21 protein-coding genes and 1 pseudogene are annotated in these 22,155 nt (G+C 30.1%); 8 read left to right on the top strand and 14 right to left on the bottom strand.

The genetic code is table 11. The features are described 5' to 3' along the window. Positions 1–597 precede the first annotated feature (597 nt). Positions 598–1,065, bottom strand: coding sequence for a PEP-utilizing enzyme (locus tag KPL51_RS02060; protein WP_224853564.1), 468 nt, complete (start codon positions 1,063–1,065; stop codon positions 598–600). Positions 1,066–1,072: 7 nt separating this feature from the next. Further along, a pseudogene (locus KPL51_RS02055) lies at positions 1,073–1,355 on the bottom strand (PEP/pyruvate-binding domain-containing protein). 740 nt (positions 1,356–2,095) lie between these two features. Between KPL51_RS02055 and KPL51_RS02045 the strand changes: the two are divergent. After that, positions 2,096–2,935: a TIM barrel protein gene (locus KPL51_RS02045; protein WP_216156774.1), complete on the top strand. Its 840-nt coding sequence runs from the start codon at positions 2,096–2,098 to the stop codon at positions 2,933–2,935. A 124-nt stretch (positions 2,936–3,059) separates the two neighbouring features. Here the strand turns inward: KPL51_RS02045 and KPL51_RS02040 are convergent, their stop codons facing one another. The 5 genes from KPL51_RS02040 to KPL51_RS02020 form a co-directional block, all read right to left on the bottom strand. Further along, entirely contained in the window at positions 3,060–4,469 is a 1,410-nt protein-coding gene (locus KPL51_RS02040) for a tetratricopeptide repeat-containing diguanylate cyclase (RefSeq protein ID WP_216156590.1), read from the bottom strand. 255 nt (positions 4,470–4,724) lie between these two features. Next, positions 4,725–4,886, bottom strand: coding sequence for a hypothetical protein (locus KPL51_RS02035; protein WP_216156588.1), 162 nt, complete (start codon positions 4,884–4,886; stop codon positions 4,725–4,727). Positions 4,887–5,475: 589 nt separating this feature from the next. After that, complete coding sequence (locus tag KPL51_RS02030; RefSeq protein ID WP_216156585.1) at positions 5,476–5,886, bottom strand: YkvA family protein; 411 nt, start codon at positions 5,884–5,886, stop codon at positions 5,476–5,478. A gap of 654 nt (positions 5,887–6,540) precedes the next feature. After that, positions 6,541–6,963, bottom strand: coding sequence for a GyrI-like domain-containing protein (locus tag KPL51_RS02025; protein ID WP_376770069.1), 423 nt, complete (start codon positions 6,961–6,963; stop codon positions 6,541–6,543). 306 nt (positions 6,964–7,269) lie between these two features. Then, positions 7,270–7,446: a hypothetical protein gene (locus KPL51_RS02020; protein WP_216156583.1), complete on the bottom strand. Its 177-nt coding sequence runs from the start codon at positions 7,444–7,446 to the stop codon at positions 7,270–7,272. 183 nt (positions 7,447–7,629) lie between these two features. Between KPL51_RS02020 and KPL51_RS02015 the strand changes: the two genes are divergently transcribed. From KPL51_RS02015 to KPL51_RS02005, 3 genes are all read left to right on the top strand, one after another. After that, on the top strand, positions 7,630–8,328 hold the full coding sequence (locus KPL51_RS02015; protein ID WP_216156580.1) for a DUF6431 domain-containing protein: 699 nt from the start codon (positions 7,630–7,632) through the stop codon (positions 8,326–8,328). Positions 8,329–8,434: 106 nt separating this feature from the next. Further along, on the top strand, positions 8,435–10,126 hold the full coding sequence (locus KPL51_RS02010; RefSeq protein WP_216156577.1) for an AAA family ATPase: 1,692 nt from the start codon (positions 8,435–8,437) through the stop codon (positions 10,124–10,126). Between the two features lie 33 nt (positions 10,127–10,159). Continuing rightward, complete coding sequence (locus tag KPL51_RS02005; RefSeq protein WP_312888317.1) at positions 10,160–10,477, top strand: DUF6618 family protein; 318 nt, start codon at positions 10,160–10,162, stop codon at positions 10,475–10,477. A 169-nt stretch (positions 10,478–10,646) separates the two neighbouring features. Here KPL51_RS02005 and KPL51_RS02000 read toward each other — a convergent pair whose 3' ends face one another. The 4 genes from KPL51_RS02000 to KPL51_RS24210 all read right to left on the bottom strand — a co-directional run bounded on the left by KPL51_RS02000 (position 10,647) and on the right by KPL51_RS24210 (position 13,881). After that, on the bottom strand, positions 10,647–12,158 hold the full coding sequence (locus tag KPL51_RS02000; RefSeq protein ID WP_216156571.1) for an IS1634 family transposase: 1,512 nt from the start codon (positions 12,156–12,158) through the stop codon (positions 10,647–10,649). 115 nt (positions 12,159–12,273) lie between these two features. Then, positions 12,274–13,017, bottom strand: coding sequence for a MerR family transcriptional regulator (locus tag KPL51_RS24220; protein ID WP_216156568.1), 744 nt, complete (start codon positions 13,015–13,017; stop codon positions 12,274–12,276). Between the two features lie 176 nt (positions 13,018–13,193). Further along, complete coding sequence (locus tag KPL51_RS24215; protein ID WP_312888299.1) at positions 13,194–13,589, bottom strand: Rpn family recombination-promoting nuclease/putative transposase; 396 nt, start codon at positions 13,587–13,589, stop codon at positions 13,194–13,196. A 40-nt stretch (positions 13,590–13,629) separates the two neighbouring features. Next, the gene (locus tag KPL51_RS24210; protein ID WP_312888298.1) at positions 13,630–13,881 is read right to left on the bottom strand and encodes a PD-(D/E)XK nuclease family transposase; all 252 of its coding nucleotides are present in this window, start codon (positions 13,879–13,881) and stop codon (positions 13,630–13,632) included. 211 nt (positions 13,882–14,092) lie between these two features. On the opposite strand from KPL51_RS24210, the gene KPL51_RS01985 reads away from it, so the two are divergent. The 3 genes from KPL51_RS01985 (at position 14,093) to KPL51_RS24205 (ending at position 17,625) form a co-directional block, all read left to right on the top strand. Further along, positions 14,093–14,293: a hypothetical protein gene (locus tag KPL51_RS01985; RefSeq protein ID WP_216156566.1), complete on the top strand. Its 201-nt coding sequence runs from the start codon at positions 14,093–14,095 to the stop codon at positions 14,291–14,293. Between the two features lie 376 nt (positions 14,294–14,669). After that, entirely contained in the window at positions 14,670–16,049 is a 1,380-nt protein-coding gene (gene iscB / locus KPL51_RS01980; RefSeq protein WP_216156563.1) for an RNA-guided endonuclease IscB, read from the top strand. Between the two features lie 22 nt (positions 16,050–16,071). Next, positions 16,072–17,625, top strand: a complete 1,554-nt coding sequence (locus KPL51_RS24205) for a M56 family metallopeptidase (RefSeq protein WP_224853601.1) — start codon at positions 16,072–16,074, stop codon at positions 17,623–17,625. A gap of 330 nt (positions 17,626–17,955) precedes the next feature. Here the strand turns inward: KPL51_RS24205 and KPL51_RS01970 are convergent, their stop codons facing one another. Beyond that, positions 17,956–18,222 (bottom strand): DUF4272 domain-containing protein, encoded by a 267-nt coding sequence (locus KPL51_RS01970; RefSeq protein ID WP_216156555.1) that lies wholly within the window; start codon positions 18,220–18,222, stop codon positions 17,956–17,958. A 199-nt stretch (positions 18,223–18,421) separates the two neighbouring features. Next, complete coding sequence (locus KPL51_RS23875) at positions 18,422–18,514, bottom strand: helix-turn-helix domain-containing protein (protein WP_216156771.1); 93 nt, start codon at positions 18,512–18,514, stop codon at positions 18,422–18,424. 677 nt (positions 18,515–19,191) lie between these two features. Between KPL51_RS23875 and KPL51_RS01960 the strand changes: the two genes are divergently transcribed. Next, positions 19,192–21,816 (top strand): hypothetical protein, encoded by a 2,625-nt coding sequence (locus KPL51_RS01960; RefSeq protein ID WP_216156552.1) that lies wholly within the window; start codon positions 19,192–19,194, stop codon positions 21,814–21,816. A 64-nt stretch (positions 21,817–21,880) separates the two neighbouring features. Here the strand turns inward: KPL51_RS01960 and KPL51_RS01955 are convergent, their stop codons facing one another. Continuing rightward, positions 21,881–22,144, bottom strand: a complete 264-nt coding sequence (locus tag KPL51_RS01955; RefSeq protein WP_216156549.1) for a Fic family protein — start codon at positions 22,142–22,144, stop codon at positions 21,881–21,883. Positions 22,145–22,155 lie beyond the last annotated feature (11 nt).

The following is a 22,155-nucleotide window of genomic DNA, read 5'->3' as shown; positions in this document are numbered from 1 at the left end:
TTTTCTAATTTGATTTTTTTAATTCTAGTGTTCTGACTAATAATAATTAATATAAATAATAATTATTAGAACGTTAGTTCGTATAAAGATATTATATCACTCTTTCATATTTTACATTATATAATATTTATTAAATAAATTAAAACAGTGTATTAATTTCATTAATTGTACAATATTGATTGTTATTTAAAAATAGTTCTTTACAAATATTTATTACTATGATATTATATAGATTATAAACAAAACAATAAAATTTAATTCAGTACAAGATTTAAAAGTAATTCAACTTAGGTATTAACTTACATTAAAAAACTAAAATACTTGCTAATAGAAAGGGGATAGTCCAATGGTTCAAATTAAATTTACAGAATTTTCAGAGGCTAGTTCGATTTTATAAGTAGGAGGTCTTTAAAATATGTAATAATATAAAAAACACGTTAATAAATAATTGCTATACTTAATTTAAAATTATATATGATATATTTTGAAAGGGAAGTTCATAAAATTGAACTCCCCTTTTGTATTTTATAAATGCTAATGGTTTTCTAATATTGGATTAATAATTCCCCTAAGAATTTCACTATCAAGATGGCCATGTCAGTCACCTTGGATAATTAAAACAAATCCTGCATTGCCATCTACCCTAATTCTCTGCCCAGTCCTTATAATCTTCGTAGCATCCGTAATTCCCACTACTGCAGGCATTCCATATTCTCTAGCAACTACTGTTCCATGAGTAAGAAGACCTCCTATTTCCATAACTAAGGCTGCTGCATTAATAAATAATGGTGTCCAACCTGGGTCTGTAAAGGGTGCAACCAGTATTTCACCTTTATTTATAAATGCCTTTGAAGGATCGGTGATTACTCTTGCTATTCCTTCTATTACCCCTGAAGATACAGGTGTGGCCACCAATGCGCCCTCTGGTATATTATCCCTTTTATAGCCTGATTTAATTTCTTCACCATCACTTGTTAGAACACGTGGCTCACTTAATTTTCTAAAATGTAGATATTCCTCTTTCCGAGGATTAATAAGTTCTATAAGGCTTTCATTGTTTTCCATACACCACTCAATATCCCGGAGATACAAGTCCTGATACAAGTGCCTCCCCCAACCCATAACTAGCATCTATGGATATTATTCCTCTGTTACCCGATACGGGGTCGGCTGTGAACATAATACCAGATACTTCTGGTATTATCATCTTTTGAATAACAACTGACATATAAACTTTTTCATGCTCTATCTGTAAATAATGAGTCCCAGCAATCTCTAACAGAATCAAGTAGTGATTTTTCTCCCTTGATATTAAGATATGTGTCCTGCTGACCTGCAAAAGAAGCAAACTCCAAATCCTCTGCTGTAGCACTTGATCTTACTGCATAGTATTTTCTACTCCGATTTTATTAATTGCTCTTACTATTTGCTGCTCTACTTCAAAAGGTATTTCACCCTGAATTATCCTCTGCTTCATAGAAAAATAGTATATATTTCTTATTCATAACCTTACCCCCTATAATTATAGTTTTTCACCATAATCTTTCTACCGTAAGCTCTGTTATTTCAGCTAAATCATCTAGTCCTACCCTAACTTTATTTTATCAGAATATTACATTTTATTCTACACTGTTACAAATAGACATTACTTTAAAATTTCATCTCCAACTAAAATACTACAAAGTATTCACATACTAGCATTCATAGTTTTTCCTAATACTCTATTTCCAAAGCAATATATTTTTTTTGATATTATTTTTCATAGCTCATGTCTTTCGATTATGTATTGATGTAGAAATTTGCATTTTCCTGAATAGTGAGGTTCTACAACTAATGCCATCATTGGTATAGACATAAATATTAATAGCTTTAAAACATAAAAAACATAAGAGGATGGGATAATATGAGTAGTGTAGAAATTATAAATTGCTTTAAAAGGTCAAAGAACTAATTTAATACAATCATCATATTATCAACAACACTTATATTAACCATGACTAAAATTTAAAATCAAAGGAGAAAAAACAGTATGTTATTAGATGTTACTCAGGATTCAAATGTGGGGAACTTGACCTCCAATAAAAAAATAAATTTAATGTTGGGTAATGAAAATAAACTTTTATTTGGAATATCAGGACTTCCTATTGGCGATGGATCCCGTAAATTCAATTACGCATCTGGAATTGAATATGTAAAATCCATAGGGCTTGATGCCATGGAACTCCTTTTCGTGAGATCAGTTAATGTAACAGCTAAAAATAAAGATATCATATTAAAAACTAAATTAGAAAACGATGTTTATCTATCTGCTCACGGATCACATTATATAAATCTAAATGCCCATGAAAGTGAAAAACAAGAACAGTCAATGGCAAGAATAATAAAAGCCATGGAAGGATTATCAGAAGTTAAGGGAAAAAGTTTAATATTTCATCCAGGCTATTATTTGAATGACTCAAAGGAAGATACCTATAATACTATAAAAAAGAATTTGTTAAAGCTTCCATACAAGGGAGTCGATTATAGGCTAGAAACTACGGGTAAGAGCACCCAGTTTGGGACACTAGAGGAATTAGTCTCTCTTTGCAGGGAAGTTAGTTCGTGCAAATTATGCATTGATTTCTCTCATATTCATGCAAGAGGAAATGGTAGTCTAAAAGGCTACAAGGACTTTTCGAAAATATTGCAATACGTGTTAGATATGCTAGGACGGCCTGCACTAGATGACTTACATATTCACATGGGTGGCATAGATTATAGTGAAAAAGGAGAGAGAAAGCATTTACCCTTATTAGAGAGCGACTTTAACTATACAGCTTGTTTGAAGGCATTAAGAGACTTTAACGTTAGTGGATGTGTAATTTTGGAAGGCCCATTAGTAGAGAAAGACGCACTGCTACTAAAGAATATCTATATGAAAATGTTAAACATATAGCAACAAAAAATACTGAAAGCTATGAATTATAATTCACAACTTTAATTTTTGTCCTGCTCATATTCTTCCAATATACCTCTGATTTCTATTTAGATTACCCTTTAGGTCACCTTTACTATAATGCTTAATTAACCGCACAAACACAATTTCTACCACTATTCTTTGCTTTATACAGTCTTAAATCTGCAACATTAAATAATTCATTAAAATACATTGCAGCGCAAGTCAAATTATCTGTAATTCCAATACTAATTGTAATTGGAATACGTTTTCCATCATTGAGTATATTTAAGTTTCTTACAATATTCAAAATTTGTTCAGCTTTCTTTTCTCCGTTTTCTAGTGTCATACCTTTTAATATAATAACAAATTCATCTCCACCAAAACGGGCAAATATATCATTTTCTCTAAGCATACTTGAACAAGCTTCACTGACTTGCTTTATAACTTCATCCCCAAAGAGATGACCATACTCGTCATTAATAGATTTAAAACCATCTAAGTCAAATACCATACATATTATTCTTTCATTGTCTTTATGTGCTTGCTTTAAAAATCCATTTACGGTAGTTTCCATATAACTACGATTATAAATACCAGTTAAATAATCAGTATTAGCCTTCTTTTCCATGAGAGTCATACTATGTTTAATTTGAAGCTTTATTGCTACCAACTCCAACTCACTTTTACTAATATCGCTGAGAAGTGCTATGTATTCCTTTTGAATATTATAAGCTAAATTAATATCACCCATAAGCTCGGCTAACTTACTTCTTTGTTTTTGAATATCCTTTAATAAATAAAGATCTTTGTAGCTTTCGACTAATATCTTTGACTGTGAAAAAGATTCAAATGCTTTGACATATAATTGTTGTTTATAGTAAAATACCCCTTGCAGATGGTAACATTGCGTTTTTTCTCTTATAAAAGAATCTAAAATTGAATCATTTATCATTTCTTCGATTAATGATTTTGAAACTTCAAAGTTTCCAAGCTCTATAAGTGCTTTAGCAATATTTAACTTAACCCTTAGTTCTAAAATTGGAGTAACCGGCTTATGCAGTTTTGCCATTTCAAGACCCATATTTGCCATTTCTAATGCCTGTTCATAGTCTTCCTCAAGTTGATATATATGGCTATAATTAGCATACGCATTGCTGATTATATTGTACTTGTTTAATTTTTTGCCTAAAGCAATACTTTTATCAAGTGTTTTCTTAGCCATATCTAAATCTTTGTTATAATCATAAAGCAAAAATAAAACATTATATGAACCTAATATATCTTCCGCGTCACCATGTTTATCACAAATTTGTTTGTGACTCTCAATGCTATTAAATGTTGCTTCCATATCTCCAATACAATAGTATGAAGCGGCCAAATTCATATAAGCAACTAAAAGAGCTTTATAATCTTTAAGTTGCTTTCCATTCTCAATAAGCTCATAACAGTTCTCAATAGCTTCTTTATATTTCCCCTCAACTCTTAGCATACCAACTTTCTTTTGGAGTATAACTAACTCTTCTTTTACCATCTTTTCTTGCCCCAACCTACTTATGATTAAAATATTTATTGTATATTAATTCAACACAAGCCTGTTGTTTTCCTTTAATACTTTTCAAATCCATAAATTTGAGCCGGGGTACCATAAAGAAACATGTGTGACCATCGTGAAATTGTTTAATATAGACTCATTTTTAGTAAAAAGAAAAGGATTAAAGCTTTAATGCCTTAATCCTTTTCTTTCATTTATGTTATCTATATAACTTATAATAATAATTAATATCTCTTATTTATCGCTTAAAGCTTTTTTAAGGGCTTTAATTTCATTTTGGTGTATTTGCTTATTTTTGCTATCTCTCTTTTTATCATCTAAAACTAATTGGGCCTGTAATGTTTTAATTTGTCTCTTTATTTCATCTTTATCTTTTGGCATTTCTAATTTTGACATTTATTTGACCTCCTTTAAATAATCTTATATATACATATTCTTCATTTGAGTGCTGTTTCCTTCTAAATAATTGTTTTTTATTAAATAAATGTAATATGTAATTAATTAACTATATCTGGTGACTGTTTAGGTTTATCTTTTAATTATATATTAATCAATATTTATTATTAATTAAAAATAAGTCTTTACAAACATAAATTATTATGTTATTATAAGTTCATAAACATAGAAAGAAAATTTAAATCAATCCAAGAAAAGTGGAAGTAATTCCACACAGTTATTAACTTTCATTAGATTAACTCAAATAATTGCTAATAGAAAGGGGATAGTCCAATGGTTCAAATTGAATTTCCACAGTTTATAGAGGATAGTATGATTTTATAAGTAAGAGGTCTTTAATATATGTAAAAGACACAGATGAATACTTTAATTAATTAATAATGTCTATGCTCTACTTAATTTAAAACTAAATATGATATATTTTGAAAGGGAAGTTCATAAAATTGAACTCCCCTTTTGTATTTTATAAATAGTATAATCTCTAAAGTGGATGCCTCAAAATTGTCCTCCATAGAGTTTGAGTAATTTGTTATTTATGATTTCCATCAATCCTATTGTCTATATCTTTCAATACACTTTCTTCATATTCTCCAAACCAGCTTTTTAGTTTTGCTTTCGATTTTTTCTTAACCTTATCATCAATAAACATAGCTACAGCTACTATCGCTAATGCTAATACGCCCAAATCATCTGAATATCCAACAGCTGGAGTAATGTCTGGAATTACATCTAACGGAAAAATAAAATAGCCCAAAGCACTAGTTATTGTTGCCTTTGCCCATTTTGGAACAAATGGTTTTTGTAAAACATAGAATAATAATAACCCTGCATATACTACATTAATTCCCGCCTTTTGTGATACTTTCACTATTTTATTAAGTAACGAATTTTGTTTGTCTTTTTTTGAACGTTTATTTAATAGTATTTTATTTTTTTTCATATCATTATTCTCCTTCTACTTAATTTTAAAAGAACCTACAAATAGATTCCTATAATTTTAGTATTAGTATTAGTATTAGTATTAGTATTAATATTAATATTAGTATTAGTATTAGTATTAGTATTAGTTTCATTATAATATATTACTATATTAAAATATATAAGCATCTTTTAATTATAAATTAACCGATATTTGTTATTAATTAAAAATATATCTTTACAAACATTTATTATTATGTTATTATTAGCTCATACCAAATGAAGAAAATTCAAATCACTCCAAAAGTGTGGAAGTAATTCCACAAACTTATTAACTTTCATTAGATTAACAAAATTAATTGCTAATAGAAAGGGGATAGTCCAATGGCTAAAATTGAATTTCCACAGTTTATAGAGGATAGTACGATTTTATAAGTAAGAGGTCTTTAATATATGTAAAAGACACAGATGAATACTTTAATTGAAAAATAATGGCTATGCTCTACTTAATTTAAAATTAAATATGATATATTTTGAAAGGGAAGTTCACAAATTGAACTCCCCTTTTGTATTTTATAAATGTACTTAATCCACCTTAACAACCGGATGCCTTAAGACCATTTTTAACTTTTAAGGTGATGTTTTTCTTGGATCTGACAAATAAATTTCATGATGCCTACGTATTCTTCCATCGGGGTAAGCAGTTGAAATTGCATCTTTTAAGTTCTTCACATGCCCATTCGAACACCTCTTTAGTAACAAACTCTGGTTGTCTTATCATTGAAGTCCAAAGATATTTGTCCTTTAGTGTGAAATCCATATTATCATCTTCTAACCACCATAATCCTTCTAGCGGCGGTACGACATAATCAAAGTAACCTTCTGGCTCACAACCATTCCTCTTACTCATCTTTATTGTATAAGCCAATCCATATAGTAGCTCCACTGCCTTATGATATTCCCCATCTTCGTTATTAGGGTTACCACTTCCATTAACCATGATAAATGTCATAGCAGGTACATCAACCACCATTGGTTTTTGCTTTGGTAAATACAAATTCTTATATTTTTTCTTATAGTCTATCTTCTCTACAATCATGGTTTACGCCTCCTTTTTAATTGGAATAATAATTTCAGTAATATAGTTACTGGGATTACCTTTAAATATCATTCCAGGCCCCTTTATATATCTTATACTCCGCACAATGTATTAGAAAATCCTTATATTTAATTTTAAGGATTTTTTAACTGGTATTTTAGAGAATAGTGTTAAATATTTACATATTTTATATGATAAAGATTATTATATTTTTTTCTGTGTTACATATAAATTCTAAATCATTAACAATAGAACGTTAGAATATTATCTTAAAAATAATATTAAAGATAGAAAAACCATTTGTTTTTATTCATTCCAGTAAAACACTCGTTCAGATATACCCAGATATTTCAGCAGTTTTTTATGACTTTCCGAAATTGGACGAGCCAAAGAACGATACTTCTTACCTTCAAAAGTAATCACTTTAACACCTAGACCTGTGTTAAAAACACCTAATATTGCTACTAAAGATGGTTGCTTCATTTTTATGCCGCCAGGCCCTATTATAATGTAGTGCGTCAAAATATAGCTTTATAGAACTGCATTCCTAAGTCAAATTATAACTATAATATTAATAATTATCTAGTTATTAATTGCTTTTTTAATAAGCACATTATTTCTATGACAAAAGCTCCTAATGACTTGACATCATCAGGAGCTTAATTTATGCTTATTATTAAAACTAGAGAAAGGAAAAGGGAGAACCCCAGCCATCCAAAGCAACGTTCTCCCTTTAAAATAAGAGTTAAAAACTCTTATAAAACTACTATTATGATAAGATTAAATTTACAATTATGCAAGTGTTTTAAGCAAATTTCTTTTGAAAATGAGATAACTGCCTTTAATAGATATGTAAGCTCTGTTAATATAGAGACTTTAGTATGTCCATTTTGTGGCGCTAAACATGCGTTATCTCCATTTGCGTCTTACAAACGCCATCTTGTGACTTATAATAATAATAATAGTAATAATAATAATGTCGCTCAAGATAATATAATCATCATTTCTAGATATATTTGTTCTTCGTGTAAACGTACCCATACCCTCCTACCTTCGGTAATTGTGCCGTATATGTCATTTAGTTTTAATTTCACTGTGTACCTCATCTATGACTATTTTGTACATAAATATCACTCTGTAGAAGCTATGTGTGAACATTATTGCATTGCTATATCTACATTCTATCGAATTTTAAAGAAGTTTAAAGAACATAAACAGATATGGCTTGGACTTTTAGAGGACAAGCTCATTTCAAACTTAAGTTTTGTACAGCATATCATAAATAGTTCCTTTGATGAACTTGAGGACTTCATAATACAATTTTTCAAACAAAATGGCTCATCGTTTTTTCAAGGAACGTCGTAATTTAACTATAACCATATTTTCTTCATTTTAAATTATACCTACCACTTAATACGATAATGGTCATTGAAATACCAATGTGATACCATTTTTCTAGAGGTGATTATAAATGAATAACAAAGAAATGATCGAAATAGCAGCTATTAGATTAGCATTAATAGCCCCTGCTATAAATAATACTTTTACTGAGCACTCTAAAATTGCTTATTATAGACGTGTTTCTATTAACCCTGTAAAATTACCTAACGGTAGTTCAGTTTTGTATAGCCCAGGAACTATTTCTAATTGGGAATCAGAATATAATAGATTTGGTTTTGATGCCCTTCTTCCGAAGACGCGTAGCGATATAGGTCAAACTAGAAAGCTAAGTGATGTGGCCATAGAACAGATATACACTTTAAAAAACAACTTTCCTAAAATTAATGCTACACTTATATATTTTAAACTCATCGAAGATGGCTTTATTAAAGAAAAGGATGTATCAATTTCAACAGTTCAGAGGTTTATAAAGAATAATGATCTTAGATCTGCTAGATGTATCAACATGAAAGATAGAAAAGCTTTTGAAGAAGAGTTTGCAACTGGAATGGTTCAAGGAGACACTTGCTACGGACCATTTATAACAGAAAATGGTGAACGCAAGCGTACATACGTAATTATGCTAATAGATGATAAATCTAGGCTAATAGTAGGCGGTAGATTCTTTTACAATGATAATTCTTATAACTTTCAGAAGGTACTTAAAGAGGCTGTAGCCAGGTATGGAATTCCAAAAAAACTTTATTTGGATAATGGTTCTCCATACAGAAATGAGCAACTAAGTCTTATATGTGGCTCTCTTGGAATAGTAGAACTGCACACGATGGTAAGAGATGGAGCTTCAAAAGGAAAAATTGAAAGGAATTTCAGAACATTAAAAAGTAGATGGCTAAATGCTTTGGATGTAGAATCCATTTCCTCCTTAGCGGAGCTAAATGATGAATTATTCACCTATATTAATAAACATAACATAACTGTTCATTCTTCTACAAAGCAGCGTCCTATTGATAGATATAAAAACGATTTAGCTCATGTAAAAACAGTATCTGACAGTGAATGGCTTGATTATCTTAATGAAACTAGAGGCATCGGGTTATTTACGGCTTCGGCTGGGTCAGGAAAAACTTTTGCTTTAAGATGTTTCGCGAAAAAAGTCAATTCAAATTTAACAAAGGTTATTTATCTTTGCTTTACTACCGTAACTACTGCTGAGTTTTATCGTCAGTTTTGTATCTCCTTAGGACTTGAACCTTCCTCTCGCAAATCAGATATGTTTAAAAATATAAAAGACTATATGGAAAGCATGAGCAGTGACAAACACCTTCATTACATACTTGTATGGGATGAAGCACAGTATTTGAGTAATGATATATTGAAGGATTTAAAACTACTCATGAATTTTTCTATGGACTCAAAGGATTGTTTTTCACTAGTTTTGATAGGTCACCCTATACTTAATAACATCTTAGAAAAACAGATACATGAAGCATTAAAACAAAGGATCATAATAAATTATGATTTTGAAGGCCTTTCAGAGACTGAGGCTATAGAATACATTCATTCTAGACTGTCACTAGCATGTGCTTCTTCTAAAATAATTGATGATAATTCCATTTTAGCTGCATATAGCAGCTGCACTGGTTCTATAAGACGTCTAAATATGATATTAACAAAGGCTTTGATAATAGGTGCACAGCACGAAAAAACAGCGATTGACACCAACACAATAATGGCTGCCGCCAATGAATTATCGCTTCGTTAACCACAAATTATTTTTATACGAGGAGGATTGTCCATGCTAATTAAATTTGAGTGTACAATGAAAACGGGTAAAAAAATAGAAAACTGGTCTGGGATGATAACTAAATTAACTAAATTCGGAAGTCATTACGAGCTTAAGATTGAAAGTAGAAGTGGATTTATTGTAGTTATAGGCAAAACAAATTATGGCAATTTTGCTTGTATTCCCGATTATGATGTAGGATGTCATCTTTCTACCTTAAACGATTTGTTTTGGAATTCTGAACGCTTATGTGAAATTATGAACAAAGTAGATGCGATAACTGTGGCTCACGCCCTACAATCTGTCGCTGAACATATTGATTTAAACTAACATGCTTGAGTAGCTATTATTGCTACACATTTTTTATATAAAAGTAGCCTTCCGGCTAAAGGAAATTATACTAATAAAGTGAATTTTCCTTATTGATAAAGTGATTTTATAGGGAAAACCTTACGTAAATCACCTACTAGCAATAGAAATAAAATGACGTTTCAATTAGTTATAATTTGACGTTTAACATTATAATTGCACCTTCTGCTTTCATTTCTCGCCTTACCACATGTTCAGCAACAGAAAGTATCATCATTGATATTAAAATAAGGTACGTCAGTGCCTCTATACGCTCCGGTGTTTCTAAATATAACGAATTAACAAAGTGAGGCGATTTAAGCTGCTGAAACTTTTTTTCAACTCCGATTTGTGTTTTATATTCCCTAAGTAAATCCTCAGCTTTTAAGGTAAGATCATTACTACAAAGTATGAATGTGCAGGCTTGCTCAAAGTTTTTCTGAATTTTTTCTTTATCTTCATTTATCTCTATTTGTAAAAAATGCTCCATTATATGTTCAACTTTACTTATATCCTTGGGTTGGCGACCCTTTTTCTTTTTTTCTGTAACCAGTATTTGCATACTTACATTGTGATATTTGACTTTTTTTAAGTCCCTTTTAAGCAATCTTAAAATTTCTTTATTAGCATCTTCTTCACATGCAAAAGCTGTCTTTAAATATGTTTTTGAAAGTTTCCGCAATACCTCTTTTTCTTTAATTACTTGCTTCGCAATTGTTCTTTCCTTAATATTTTCAAGATTTACAGAGTAACATACTGCACATTTTAATTTAGTACCTTCATAAGTACAATCTTGTTCTATTACATAATATTTACTTGCTTTACCTTGTGATGTTTGAATTTCTATCTCACTCATTTTTGATCTACGATCGAGAGCTTCTCGTATACATTCTTTTGCAAGTGTTGTAGTTTCAGGCATCCTTGTTATAAGCTTAATATTTCTACTTTCTGCTTTTTTCAAATTTCTTGCTGTAAAAAGTGCACTATCTGCTATATAATGAAAATCTTCGGTGGAAATGTTAAGTCTTCTAAGAACACCTTCAACGTCTTCGAGTGTTTCGTTGTTGTATGTTTTGTCATCTTTGTTTCCTGATAATACCTTTGCATCAACTATAACCCCGTTGGCTACGCCTATACCCATTTTAATTTGTTTTTTATCTTGCCTTTTCTGCTTACTATGACCAAAATCTATTGATATTACCCCTTGCTTAAGTTCTTCAGTTTCATACGTTCCCCACATTACCTTTGAAGTTGTGTCATAATTTATATTTACTACTTTTATCCCATAATTAGCAAATGCTTGAGCACTTAGTTCTCCGAAAATTTTCCTTGGTCCAGCTTCATAAAACGCGTCTAGAAATTTACCAAATCTATCATCATTAATTTGACTTAAATCTATAGGACAATGAAATATTCCTTCAAGATCTTTCTCTTTATAGTATTCATTTAAAAGATATAGTGGATGATGGTCATCACAAATATTTACAATCATCATCTCAGCCATTATCCCGTAAGGGATATCAGTCTTTCTTCCTAAACTTTTCTCCAAATTTAAGTTGAACACTTCTGACAACTTGAGCTGTTCGCAAAGGCCAACCATAAAATTCATCTTACAATCATAGTACATTTCCATATCAATAGATAACATATCATTCATATCCATAAGTTTACTCACCTTCAAAAAGTATTTTATGAATATATTCGACATAAAACTAAAAAATCCTTTTTGTAAATAATTGTAAATAAATATCTTTTTAGTAAATAATTAGTTTTGAAATTCATTCAGCGGAATATAAGATATATATTTCCCTGGATGGTATTAAGAAGTTAATGTTGTTTTCCTGCGCATAGTCAAAAACAGCTTTATATGCCATGTTTAAACTTTCATAACTCCCTGTATGTCTTGTGAAAACAGCACTGATTTGCGGTAATTCTTTTGTAGTAATGATGGGGTCACTAACTTGTTTTGATATAGGAACACAGACTTCAATATCTGCTGCTTCTTCTTTATACTCACCATCATAATAACAACTAAAAGGTTGACCCTTTGCAGCACTTTTTATTGCTTTGTATATTCTACTGATATACATACCAAGATCACTGTACTTACCTTTATACCTAATAGATGCCACTTTAACAGCCGGAATATCCCTTATCTCAATTTTATAATTCACAATATCACCCTCCAATAATTTTGGTTTAATATAGAGGTTGATTTTTTTCAGCAATGCTTTTTCTTCCATAATCTTCTTCTTAATTATATCTTTCTTTTCTTCTAATATATAGGCTATATCAGCTTTATCCTGATATATACTTATAACATCTTTAATTTCAGAAATCGAAAAATTCAGTTCACGCAACATCACAATTAGTTCTGCCTTCTTAAACTCATTTTCGTCATAAAACCTATATGAATTTTCTTCACTCCGATAAGAAGGTTTAAGAATATTCTCTTCATCATAATATCGTAGAGCCTTAACACTTAGATTTGTTATTTTTGAAAACTCTCCTATTTTATACACTGTATCACCTCTATATTTATATCATAAACTATTTCCTGCACAGGAAAGTCAAGTAATATCTCGTGACAATTAAAATATTGGATATTAATAATTTAAATTATAATAAAAAACCGCCTGGATAAAATTCAACTTACCCTGGCGGTGGATATTTTTCTTTAATTATGCTCACTATGGTTTTAATGCACCATATTATGCTTTATTTCAATTAACCTTTCTACTGTAAGCTCTGTTATTTCAGCTATATCATCCATAGAAAGGCCTTTTATTATCATTTTCTCTGCTACCTTTATCGCTTTCTCAGTTGCTCCTTTTTCTATTCCTTTTTCCTCTGCTGATTTTATCCTAGTAAGTTGGTCGCTAATTTCTGCCTGCCTAGCTTCATATAACATTCTAGCCTTTTTATCCTTGCTTATTATTTGCAATAAGCCATAAGCTTTCTTCATGTCCTTATTTTTTTCTGCTAACATCTCCATCTCTCCCTTCGATTTTGCATCTAAGAATTCCATCCACTGAACTATTGGATCATTTTCATCTTTCTCAATGTCTTCATCAAATAGTTTTGCGATCTCCAAGAAGTGTACCTCAATTATATCCGTCAACCTATAACCTGTTTTATCTTCTGTTTTTTGTTTTTACTCGTACATCCAGTATCCCTTTTTTATCTTCCTTAAAGTCCTTTAGTAGTTCACTATTTATTATTTCTATTCCCTCAAATTCTTCTTCTGGAACACCTAACACATCACTTAATAGTGCTATTAGTAAGTCTTTATGTTTTTCATTTCCAAATATATACTTAAATACAATGTCATATTTTGGAGACATGATGAAATTATCATCTATTAATTTCATTTTTTTCTTAGTCATTGTATCACATCCTCAATATTTAACTTTGACTATTATCTACTATTTTATTCTACACTATTTATTATATAGTATTGTAAAATTGGTGGAAATAATGCAAATTTATCTTGTTTCCATAGAATGGCGCATTACCTTTTACATTCACCCATTTTATGCTAAACTTATCTATAGATGCTTTATATTTAGAAATTTAAAAAAATTTGTAGGGAGTGAAATGTTTGAACCTATATATTTACAATTTAGATGGAACTTTAAACTTACTAAAGTAGATGATTTTTTTGAATTAGACGATCATAAAGTTATAAATGTATTTGCTATAGAAAAAATGGGAATCTTAGATGAATCGTATGATTTATTTAGCAAAACAATAGATGCCTGCTGTCATTATACTGAGGAAATATACTCGTTTTATTAAAAATGAGAAATTGTCTAAAGATGAAATTGAAGAATTACAAAAGTTACTTAATAAAAGTATAAAGTAGTCAATCACCCTCGACTGAAGTCGAAGGCATGAGCCGTTAGGCTTATATCATCGGTGGAAGTTTGATTGAGCAGGTATAAGTGTAAACTACGTTATCTTGGTCATCATAGAGTAATATGCTTCTCCAGTATTTTAAACTATGGGTAGAAGTCTAAACATGGCTTTGAGGGAACATATATGGTGTAAGCTATATATTTAAAACCAAGTGCTTTTATCATAAAGTCAAGATAACATTGCCGAGGAGAGATGGTTCTTGTAACCACGTTACTTCCGCACGGAAGGATTCTTAAATTGTAGGAGGATTTTTAAAATGGTATTTGTATTAAGTAAACATAAGAAAACACTTAATATGTGCACAAACTCAAAAGCTAGAGTACTTTTAAAGCAAGGCTATGCGTTAGTACACAAAATATATCCATTCACTATAAGATTAAAAACTGAATTAGAAGTCATTAATATTAAAGAATGTAAAATTAAAATAGATCCAGGCTCAAAAGTAACAGGAGTTGCTATATTAGAAAACAATACAGATGTAGTATTTCTTGCAGAACTTGAGCACAGAGGGGATAAAATAGTAGCTAATCTAATAACAAGAAGTGGTGCTAGACGTAATCGTAGACAACGTGAAACTAGATATAGAAAGTGTAAGTTTGTTAATCACTATTTAAAGAGTGATAGTAAATATCAAGCTACAACACCAAGTGATAAGGGCTGGCTACCACCTTCAGTAAAATCAATAGAATTAAATATAATAAATCTAGTTAAAAAACTAAGTAAGCTTTGTAAAATAACATCTGTTTCAGTAGAATCAGTTAAATTTGATACACAACTTATGGATAACCCAAATATATCATCAGTAGAATATCAGCAAGGTACTCTTTTAGGCTATGAGGTACGTGAATATCTATTAGAAAAATATGGGCATACATGTCAATATTGTGGTGGTGAATCAAAAGATAAAATACTTGAGGTAGAACATATGATTTCTAAATACAATGGTGGTTCTAAAAGTATTAAAAACTTGAATTTAGCTTGTCACACTTGTAATAATGAAAAAGGTAGTTTGAATTTATTTCAATGGCTAGATACTTTAAAACAATCTAAAACAAATTCATTAAATAAAGCTAGAATAACTAGAATTGAAAAGATTTTAACAACGGGCAAGCCATTAATAAATAAAAGATACGCAGCATGGGTAAATAGTTATAGATGGACATTAGTAAATGATTTAAAAACTATAACTAATAGTCTAGAATTAGCTACTGGTGGCAGAACTAAATTCAATAGAATAACTTTGAAAATACCAAAGGAACATTATTATGATGCATTATGTGTAGGAGAAGTACCGGAATCTTTTAAATTTAAAACAAATAATGTATTTTCTATAAAATCTTGTGGTAGAGGTTCACACTTTAGAGGTAGAACTAATGCCTGTGGAATAATAACTAAAAATTTACCAAGACAGAAAACATATTTTGGGTTTCAAACTGGAGATATAGTTAAAGCTGCAGTAACTAAAGGTAGGAAGATAGGTATCTATACTGGTAGAGTGGCATGTAGAACATCGGGATATTTTAATATTCAAGGGAAAGATGCTGTAGTTCAAGGTATAAGTCACAAATATTGCAAGTTAATACAACGGAATGATGGCTATTCTTACTTTTTTAAACAGAAAACAGCATTAATTTAACTAGCTTGTTTGAACAAATTATATTAATTTCTATAATGGGAAGCATTTTAACAATTGCTATTTTGCTTATAAAGACTATTTTCAGGAAAAACTTAGTGCGAAGATTCATTACTATATTTGGTTTTTGCTTCTACTCAAACTAATAATTCCTTTGGATTTTCAAAACCTATTAAATCCATTTAATTATTTTAATACTGAATCTCAAAAATATGATATCTCTTCAATAGTATTACATAATATCTCAAGTGGTGAAGATTTAAAAGTAAATACTAACAAAACGCAAGCAACTACTGCAGTTAATGATAATTATAAAACTCCGACAGTTGTAAATAATAAATTAGTGTTTAATTTTAAGACCATGGCCTTAATTTGGATGATTGGTGCTTTATCAGTTCTAACATATATAATTTTTATAAATATAATGTTATCAATCAGTATAAAGAAAAGCCCTCATTGCAAAAGGCAGGATATTAATGAAATACTAGAAGAATCTAAATTAAGGCTTAAAGTAAGTTCAAAAATAGATGTTATTTATGGACATTATTTAAAATCACCTGCTGTTTATGGAATTATAAAGCCTAAAATATTAATCTCAGAAAGTATTATTAATAAACTGTCCACTGCAGAACTTAAATTTGTCTTTTTACACGAAGTAACCCATATAAAAAGGAAAGACTTAATAGTAAATGTAGTTATTATGATTCTCCAAGTTATTTATTGGTTCAATCCAATAATTTGGTATTCCCTTTATCAATTTAAGCAGGATTGCGAAGTAGCATGCGATGCAACTGCACTTACAGTTTTAAGTTCTAGGGAAGTTAGAGAATATGGGCAGACAATTCTTAATATGATTAAAATTGTATCTAAAACAAATTTAGCAATAGGTACTCTAGGTTTCTCAAATAAATATAGTAAAAGGAGAATAATTATGATTTCATTATTTCATAAAAAATCAGTTATATGTACTATTACAGCTTTATGTTTGGTACTTGCTGTAGGATGTTCAAGTACACCTAATCCTCTTAGTACAAATATTAACAGCAATAAAGGTGATAATGAGCCAAAAGTCGAAACTATTGCTAAGTCTCAGCCAGAGGCTACTTCTTCTAATTCAGCTTCAACTTCTGTTGATCCAAAAGTTCCACAATCGGAAGATAAATCAGATAAAACAAATGCTTTAAAATCTGAAATAGTAACTAACAATACAGTAAAACAAGAAAGTAAAAAACAAGAATATAAAACTAAATTAGATAATGTTGAAATAGGATTAGCGTATTTAAAAGAAAAAGAAGCTGGAACGACAATGGACATGAGAGAGGCCGCTGATGAAAAATACAAGAAGTGGGATGCTGCTTTAAATGAAATTTATAGTGAATTGAAAAAACAACTATCCTCAAGCGATATGAAAAATTTGCAGAGTGAACAAATTCAATGGATATCAGATAGAGACGCTAAAGCTAAAAAAGATTCGTTAAAATACAAAGGTGGAACTATGGAACCACTTGTATATAGTATTTCGCTTGTTGAGATAACAAAAGACAGATGTTATGAATTGCTAGAAAAATATATGCATTAATTTCAGTAAATACCACAATGAATTAGGCGATGACTGGATGTCATCGCCTTACTAAAAGTTTATTTCTTACTGTTTCTTTTTTCTATAATATCCTTTATTATTAAATAGAAAATGCTGATAATTAGTATGGCTATTATTACCATTATTGTATTTTCTAATGTTTTACTAATAGCTCCTACAAATGATTTATTAGAAAACGTTAATATAAACCCCGTAAGTATTACTAATAGTTTGTATTTTTTTTCTCTCTAAGATAATCCTGAAAAATAAAGACTACCAATATTAAAAAAGCGATTATACTAATAATGTTCCTCAAATTAATCACCCCCCTTATGTAGAATTATAGCCTCTTAATACTTCGGCAATTTTACGAACATTACAAATTTCAGTTGGTGGATTTAATTCTATAAATCCAAGAGACCATATTAATACAGCACATCTTTCATATTGCCATGCAAATTGTATAGATGTTACTCTATCTGGCTCATCCATTTCTATATATTCTTTTTCACTATTACTAAGATAATTCATAACCCCATATGTTTTATTCATTTCTTCAAATTCATATTTTGCAAGTCCTACAGATCCGTCTTCCATCAGTAAACATTCCGCATAATGTATTTTGACTATCTCGCCCCAGTTTTCAGTTGATAACTAAACCATGCACACTCGTGATTTCAATCGTGAGTTAATGGTTCTTTTATTATTGTGTATAATTACTACTCTCTTATTATACCAATTTGTATAGATAAAATCCAATTTGTAATACTCAGGTTCTGTTTCTGTTTTTACTAACTCACAAATAATCTAATGAAACATTAAAGTATTCTACAAAATTCCTAATAGCATTCATCTCTGGTACTCTTTTATTATTCTCGTATTGGCTAATAGTTGTTTTTGTAAATGCATATCCATATAACCCGTATAGGTTTTATACCAAGTATGGTTGTACTAGTGCATTTTCAAAAAAATATTCTTACCCTTTTTTAAACAAATCTCACTAATTACACTGAATTAATATATCCTATCTATCGTCACATAACAATTTATTTCAATCTATTACAACATCTTGTAATTCACACAAACTCTTAAGATATCTACATTGGAACATAAATATAAAACATATTACAAAAAAACAAAAATACCTTATTGATATAAGTATAAAAATACCCTATATAAATGGGAATTAAACTTTAAAAACTCTAATAAGGTACATACCCCCTCATGATAAATTTGTAATGCAATAAGTAAATTGCTTACAAACCCTTATATATCAATGAGCTAAGCTAATTACATATCTCATATTTAGTTACAATATTACTATAATTTAAAAATTTTCGTAATAATTTAACAAATTTACCGCAAAACTCTGCGCAAGGGCATATATATTTACTGAAAGTGTAATACAAAAGCAATCTTTATTATTTTCTAGAAATTTATATTAGATATAATGCTTAGTGATCTAAGCCGTACAAAAGTAAGAAGGCATAAGTGTTTTGTAATGTTTCAAGTGAAATAATGCTTAGAAATAAGCCGTACAAAAGTAATCAGGGGGTTTAAAAATTTATGATAAGTAAAATTCAAGAAAGTAGTATACGCAAAATACAGGATCATTTAAAAGATTACATAATGGAACATAGCAGTAAAAATAAGAATAGAAAATTTACATGTTTTAATAAAAATGCACATAGCCATATGGATGAGGATCCAAGTGCAACCATTGTGCCAGGAAGCAGTGGAAGGTATTGGAACTGCTTTAGTTGTGGAGCTAAAGGTGATATTTTAACTGCCGCCTCGTATAAAGAAGGAATAGAGGGATTCCACAATGGAATAAAATTTTTAAGTGAAAAATATAATATTAAAATTGAAACAGAAGACCCTAAACCTACATTAAGTTATCACAAGGAGACTACAGCTAGTTATTATTATGAGGATGAACTTGGAGCTATATTATATAAGATTTCTAGACGAGAGTGGTTGGATAATGGCAAAAGAAAAAAAGATTTTATGGCTTATACTAAAGATAATAATAATTGGAATTTCGGAATAAAGGGTACAAGACATATTATTTATAAGCTACCCAAGGTTTTAGATGGCATTAAAAATGATAAGACTATTTTCTTTGTAGAAGGAGAGAAATGTGCAGATGAAATTTTCAAGTTAGGTCAAGTTGCAACTACCACTGCTTTTGGAGCTAGGGGGTTTTCATCTTATAGTAAAGATTATGTTGCTTCACTAAGGGGAGCTAATATAGTAATCCTACCTGATAATGATGAAAGTGGTAAGGCTTATGCAAATGATGTTTTAAATGCAATAAAGAATGAGGCTAAATCTATAAAAATAATAGAACTCCCAGGCTTAAAACTTAAAGAGGATATTGTAGATTGGATAAGAAATGGAGGCACTCTGGAACAATTAATTACTTTAGTTAATGCTCAAGAGGAAGCATTTGTAGATGATGTTGCAAAGCAGATCAAACCTGTAGGAAATATTTATGAAGGTGAGTTTTGCTACTACAAATATTATAAGGAGCAGATAATCAATATTTCTAATTTTACTATTAATCCTAAATATTATATTGAAAATGAAGGAGATACTCAAATTATAGGACATATTGTTACGGAAGAAGGGGTTATAGGCGAGAGGACATTTAAAAGCTCCGATTTTGATGATGTATTATCTTTTAGAAGAGCACTAAACAGCTTTAAGGCTTTTTATATAGGTAGAGTTGAGGACCTTCAATATATAAAATTTATTATTTCAAGCAAAACTCGTGAAATAAGGAAAGGCGTTACCTTCAGTGGTTTTCATAAGATTAATAATCAGTGGTGCTTCGCGACCGAGCATGGTGCTTTAAATTCTGATGGACAAGCCATGCTAGATATAGCTATGCAAAGTCAATATGCCGAGCTTAATACGAACATTCTAAAGAATGATGCTATAACAAAAGAAGAGCTTTTAGAAGTTGCGCCATTTTTATTTAAATTTAGTATACTTAAAAATACTGCATCCATATTAGGGTATGTATGTGGTTTGTTTCTGAAAGAAAAACTTAAACAAAACAAAATTCAATATAACCATCTTTTAATAGAAGGTGAAAGCAGTAGTGGTAAAAGTAGTGCCGTAAAGTATATTATTACGCCTATATTGTGCATGGAAGATGGAATACTAAATGCGGCGCAATGTACAGACTTTGCCTTAAACAAAACTGCCAGCAGTAGCAATTTTATACCTCTTATTTTAGAAGAGTACAAGCCTCACATAATAGGTAAGTATAAGGTGGATTTAATATCAGGGGTTATGAGGAATTCCTATGATAACTACAAAGGTATAAAAGGAGTAGCCACCTTAGATAAAAATAGAAGTTTTATTCCTAGAGCTTCAGTGATTTTGTCCGGAGAGGTAGGCATCGAGGAAACGGCTAATATAGGAAGGAGCCTTAGAGTTATATTTGCCACTTCCTATTTTGATGAAATAACTAAAAACAGTCTAGAAAAATTAAAAAGAAAATCTATTTTACTTAATAAACTTGGAGCTAGTCTTTTGAAGGAGGCTTTGAAAATGGAAGAGGAAAAAATCAAAGAAATTCATAGTACAATTTTAGAAAAAAACATTGGCAATGATATTAAAAATGATAGAGTTAAAAACTCTATAGCTAACTGTATGATTGGTATAGCTTTACTTAAAAAGGTATTTGAGGATTTAGATTTAAATATGGAGGGATGCACTGGTTTTGCTATTAAGGAAATTTTATCAGCAATAGAAAAGGGAGCTTATGAAGATTTATTAGATGGAGGTTCTTCTAATAAAACAGTTATAGAACAAAATTTTGAAACTGTGAATCGTATGGCAGCTAATAATGAACTTTTAAGAGATATTGACTATGATGCAGTGGTAGATTTAGATGGAGATTTTGTGCTTCGCCTTAATTATATATCCTTTTACGATAGGTTTGTAAAGTACTGTAGAGAACACAATGTGACTCATGAGGTGTTGCCACTGAGTAGTTTCAAAAAACAATTAAGTAATATGCAATATTGTAAATGCTACAATAAACCTGTAAATTTTTCAGTGAGGCAAGAAAACCCAAAGAATAAAAAAACTTTTAGATGTGCAGTGGTTTATATAAATAAGCTTAGGGAGAAGAATGTTGATGTAGATTTTATGGTGGATGATAATGTGGTAGATTGAAAACATAATGAGTTAGGCGATGACTGGATGTCATCGCCTTGTTATAAATTATTACTATGAGATATTATCTTTTTTTAGAATAATATTTTTGTTTTGGACTTGTTGGTTTAGCTGGTATTGTTAATATCAATAAACCACCTTTAATCAGAGGATTTAAAATGTTCTTTCTGAAATAGTCTCTATTAACAAGATGCATGAATTCTTGCATTTCACTTCTGGTTCTTGGTATTCCGCAATACTCCAATAAGCCTTTTACTTCTTCATCAGCTTGCATGGTAGCTTGCATGGTAACCTGCGAGGTCAGTGGATTTTTTAAAATCTCTAACATTTCCTCACAAG

The organism is Clostridium bowmanii (assembly GCF_018861315.1).
In the GTDB taxonomy this organism is placed as follows: domain Bacteria; phylum Bacillota; class Clostridia; order Clostridiales; family Clostridiaceae; genus Clostridium_AD; species Clostridium_AD bowmanii.
This window is presented reverse-complemented; position numbering and strand designations above follow the sequence as displayed.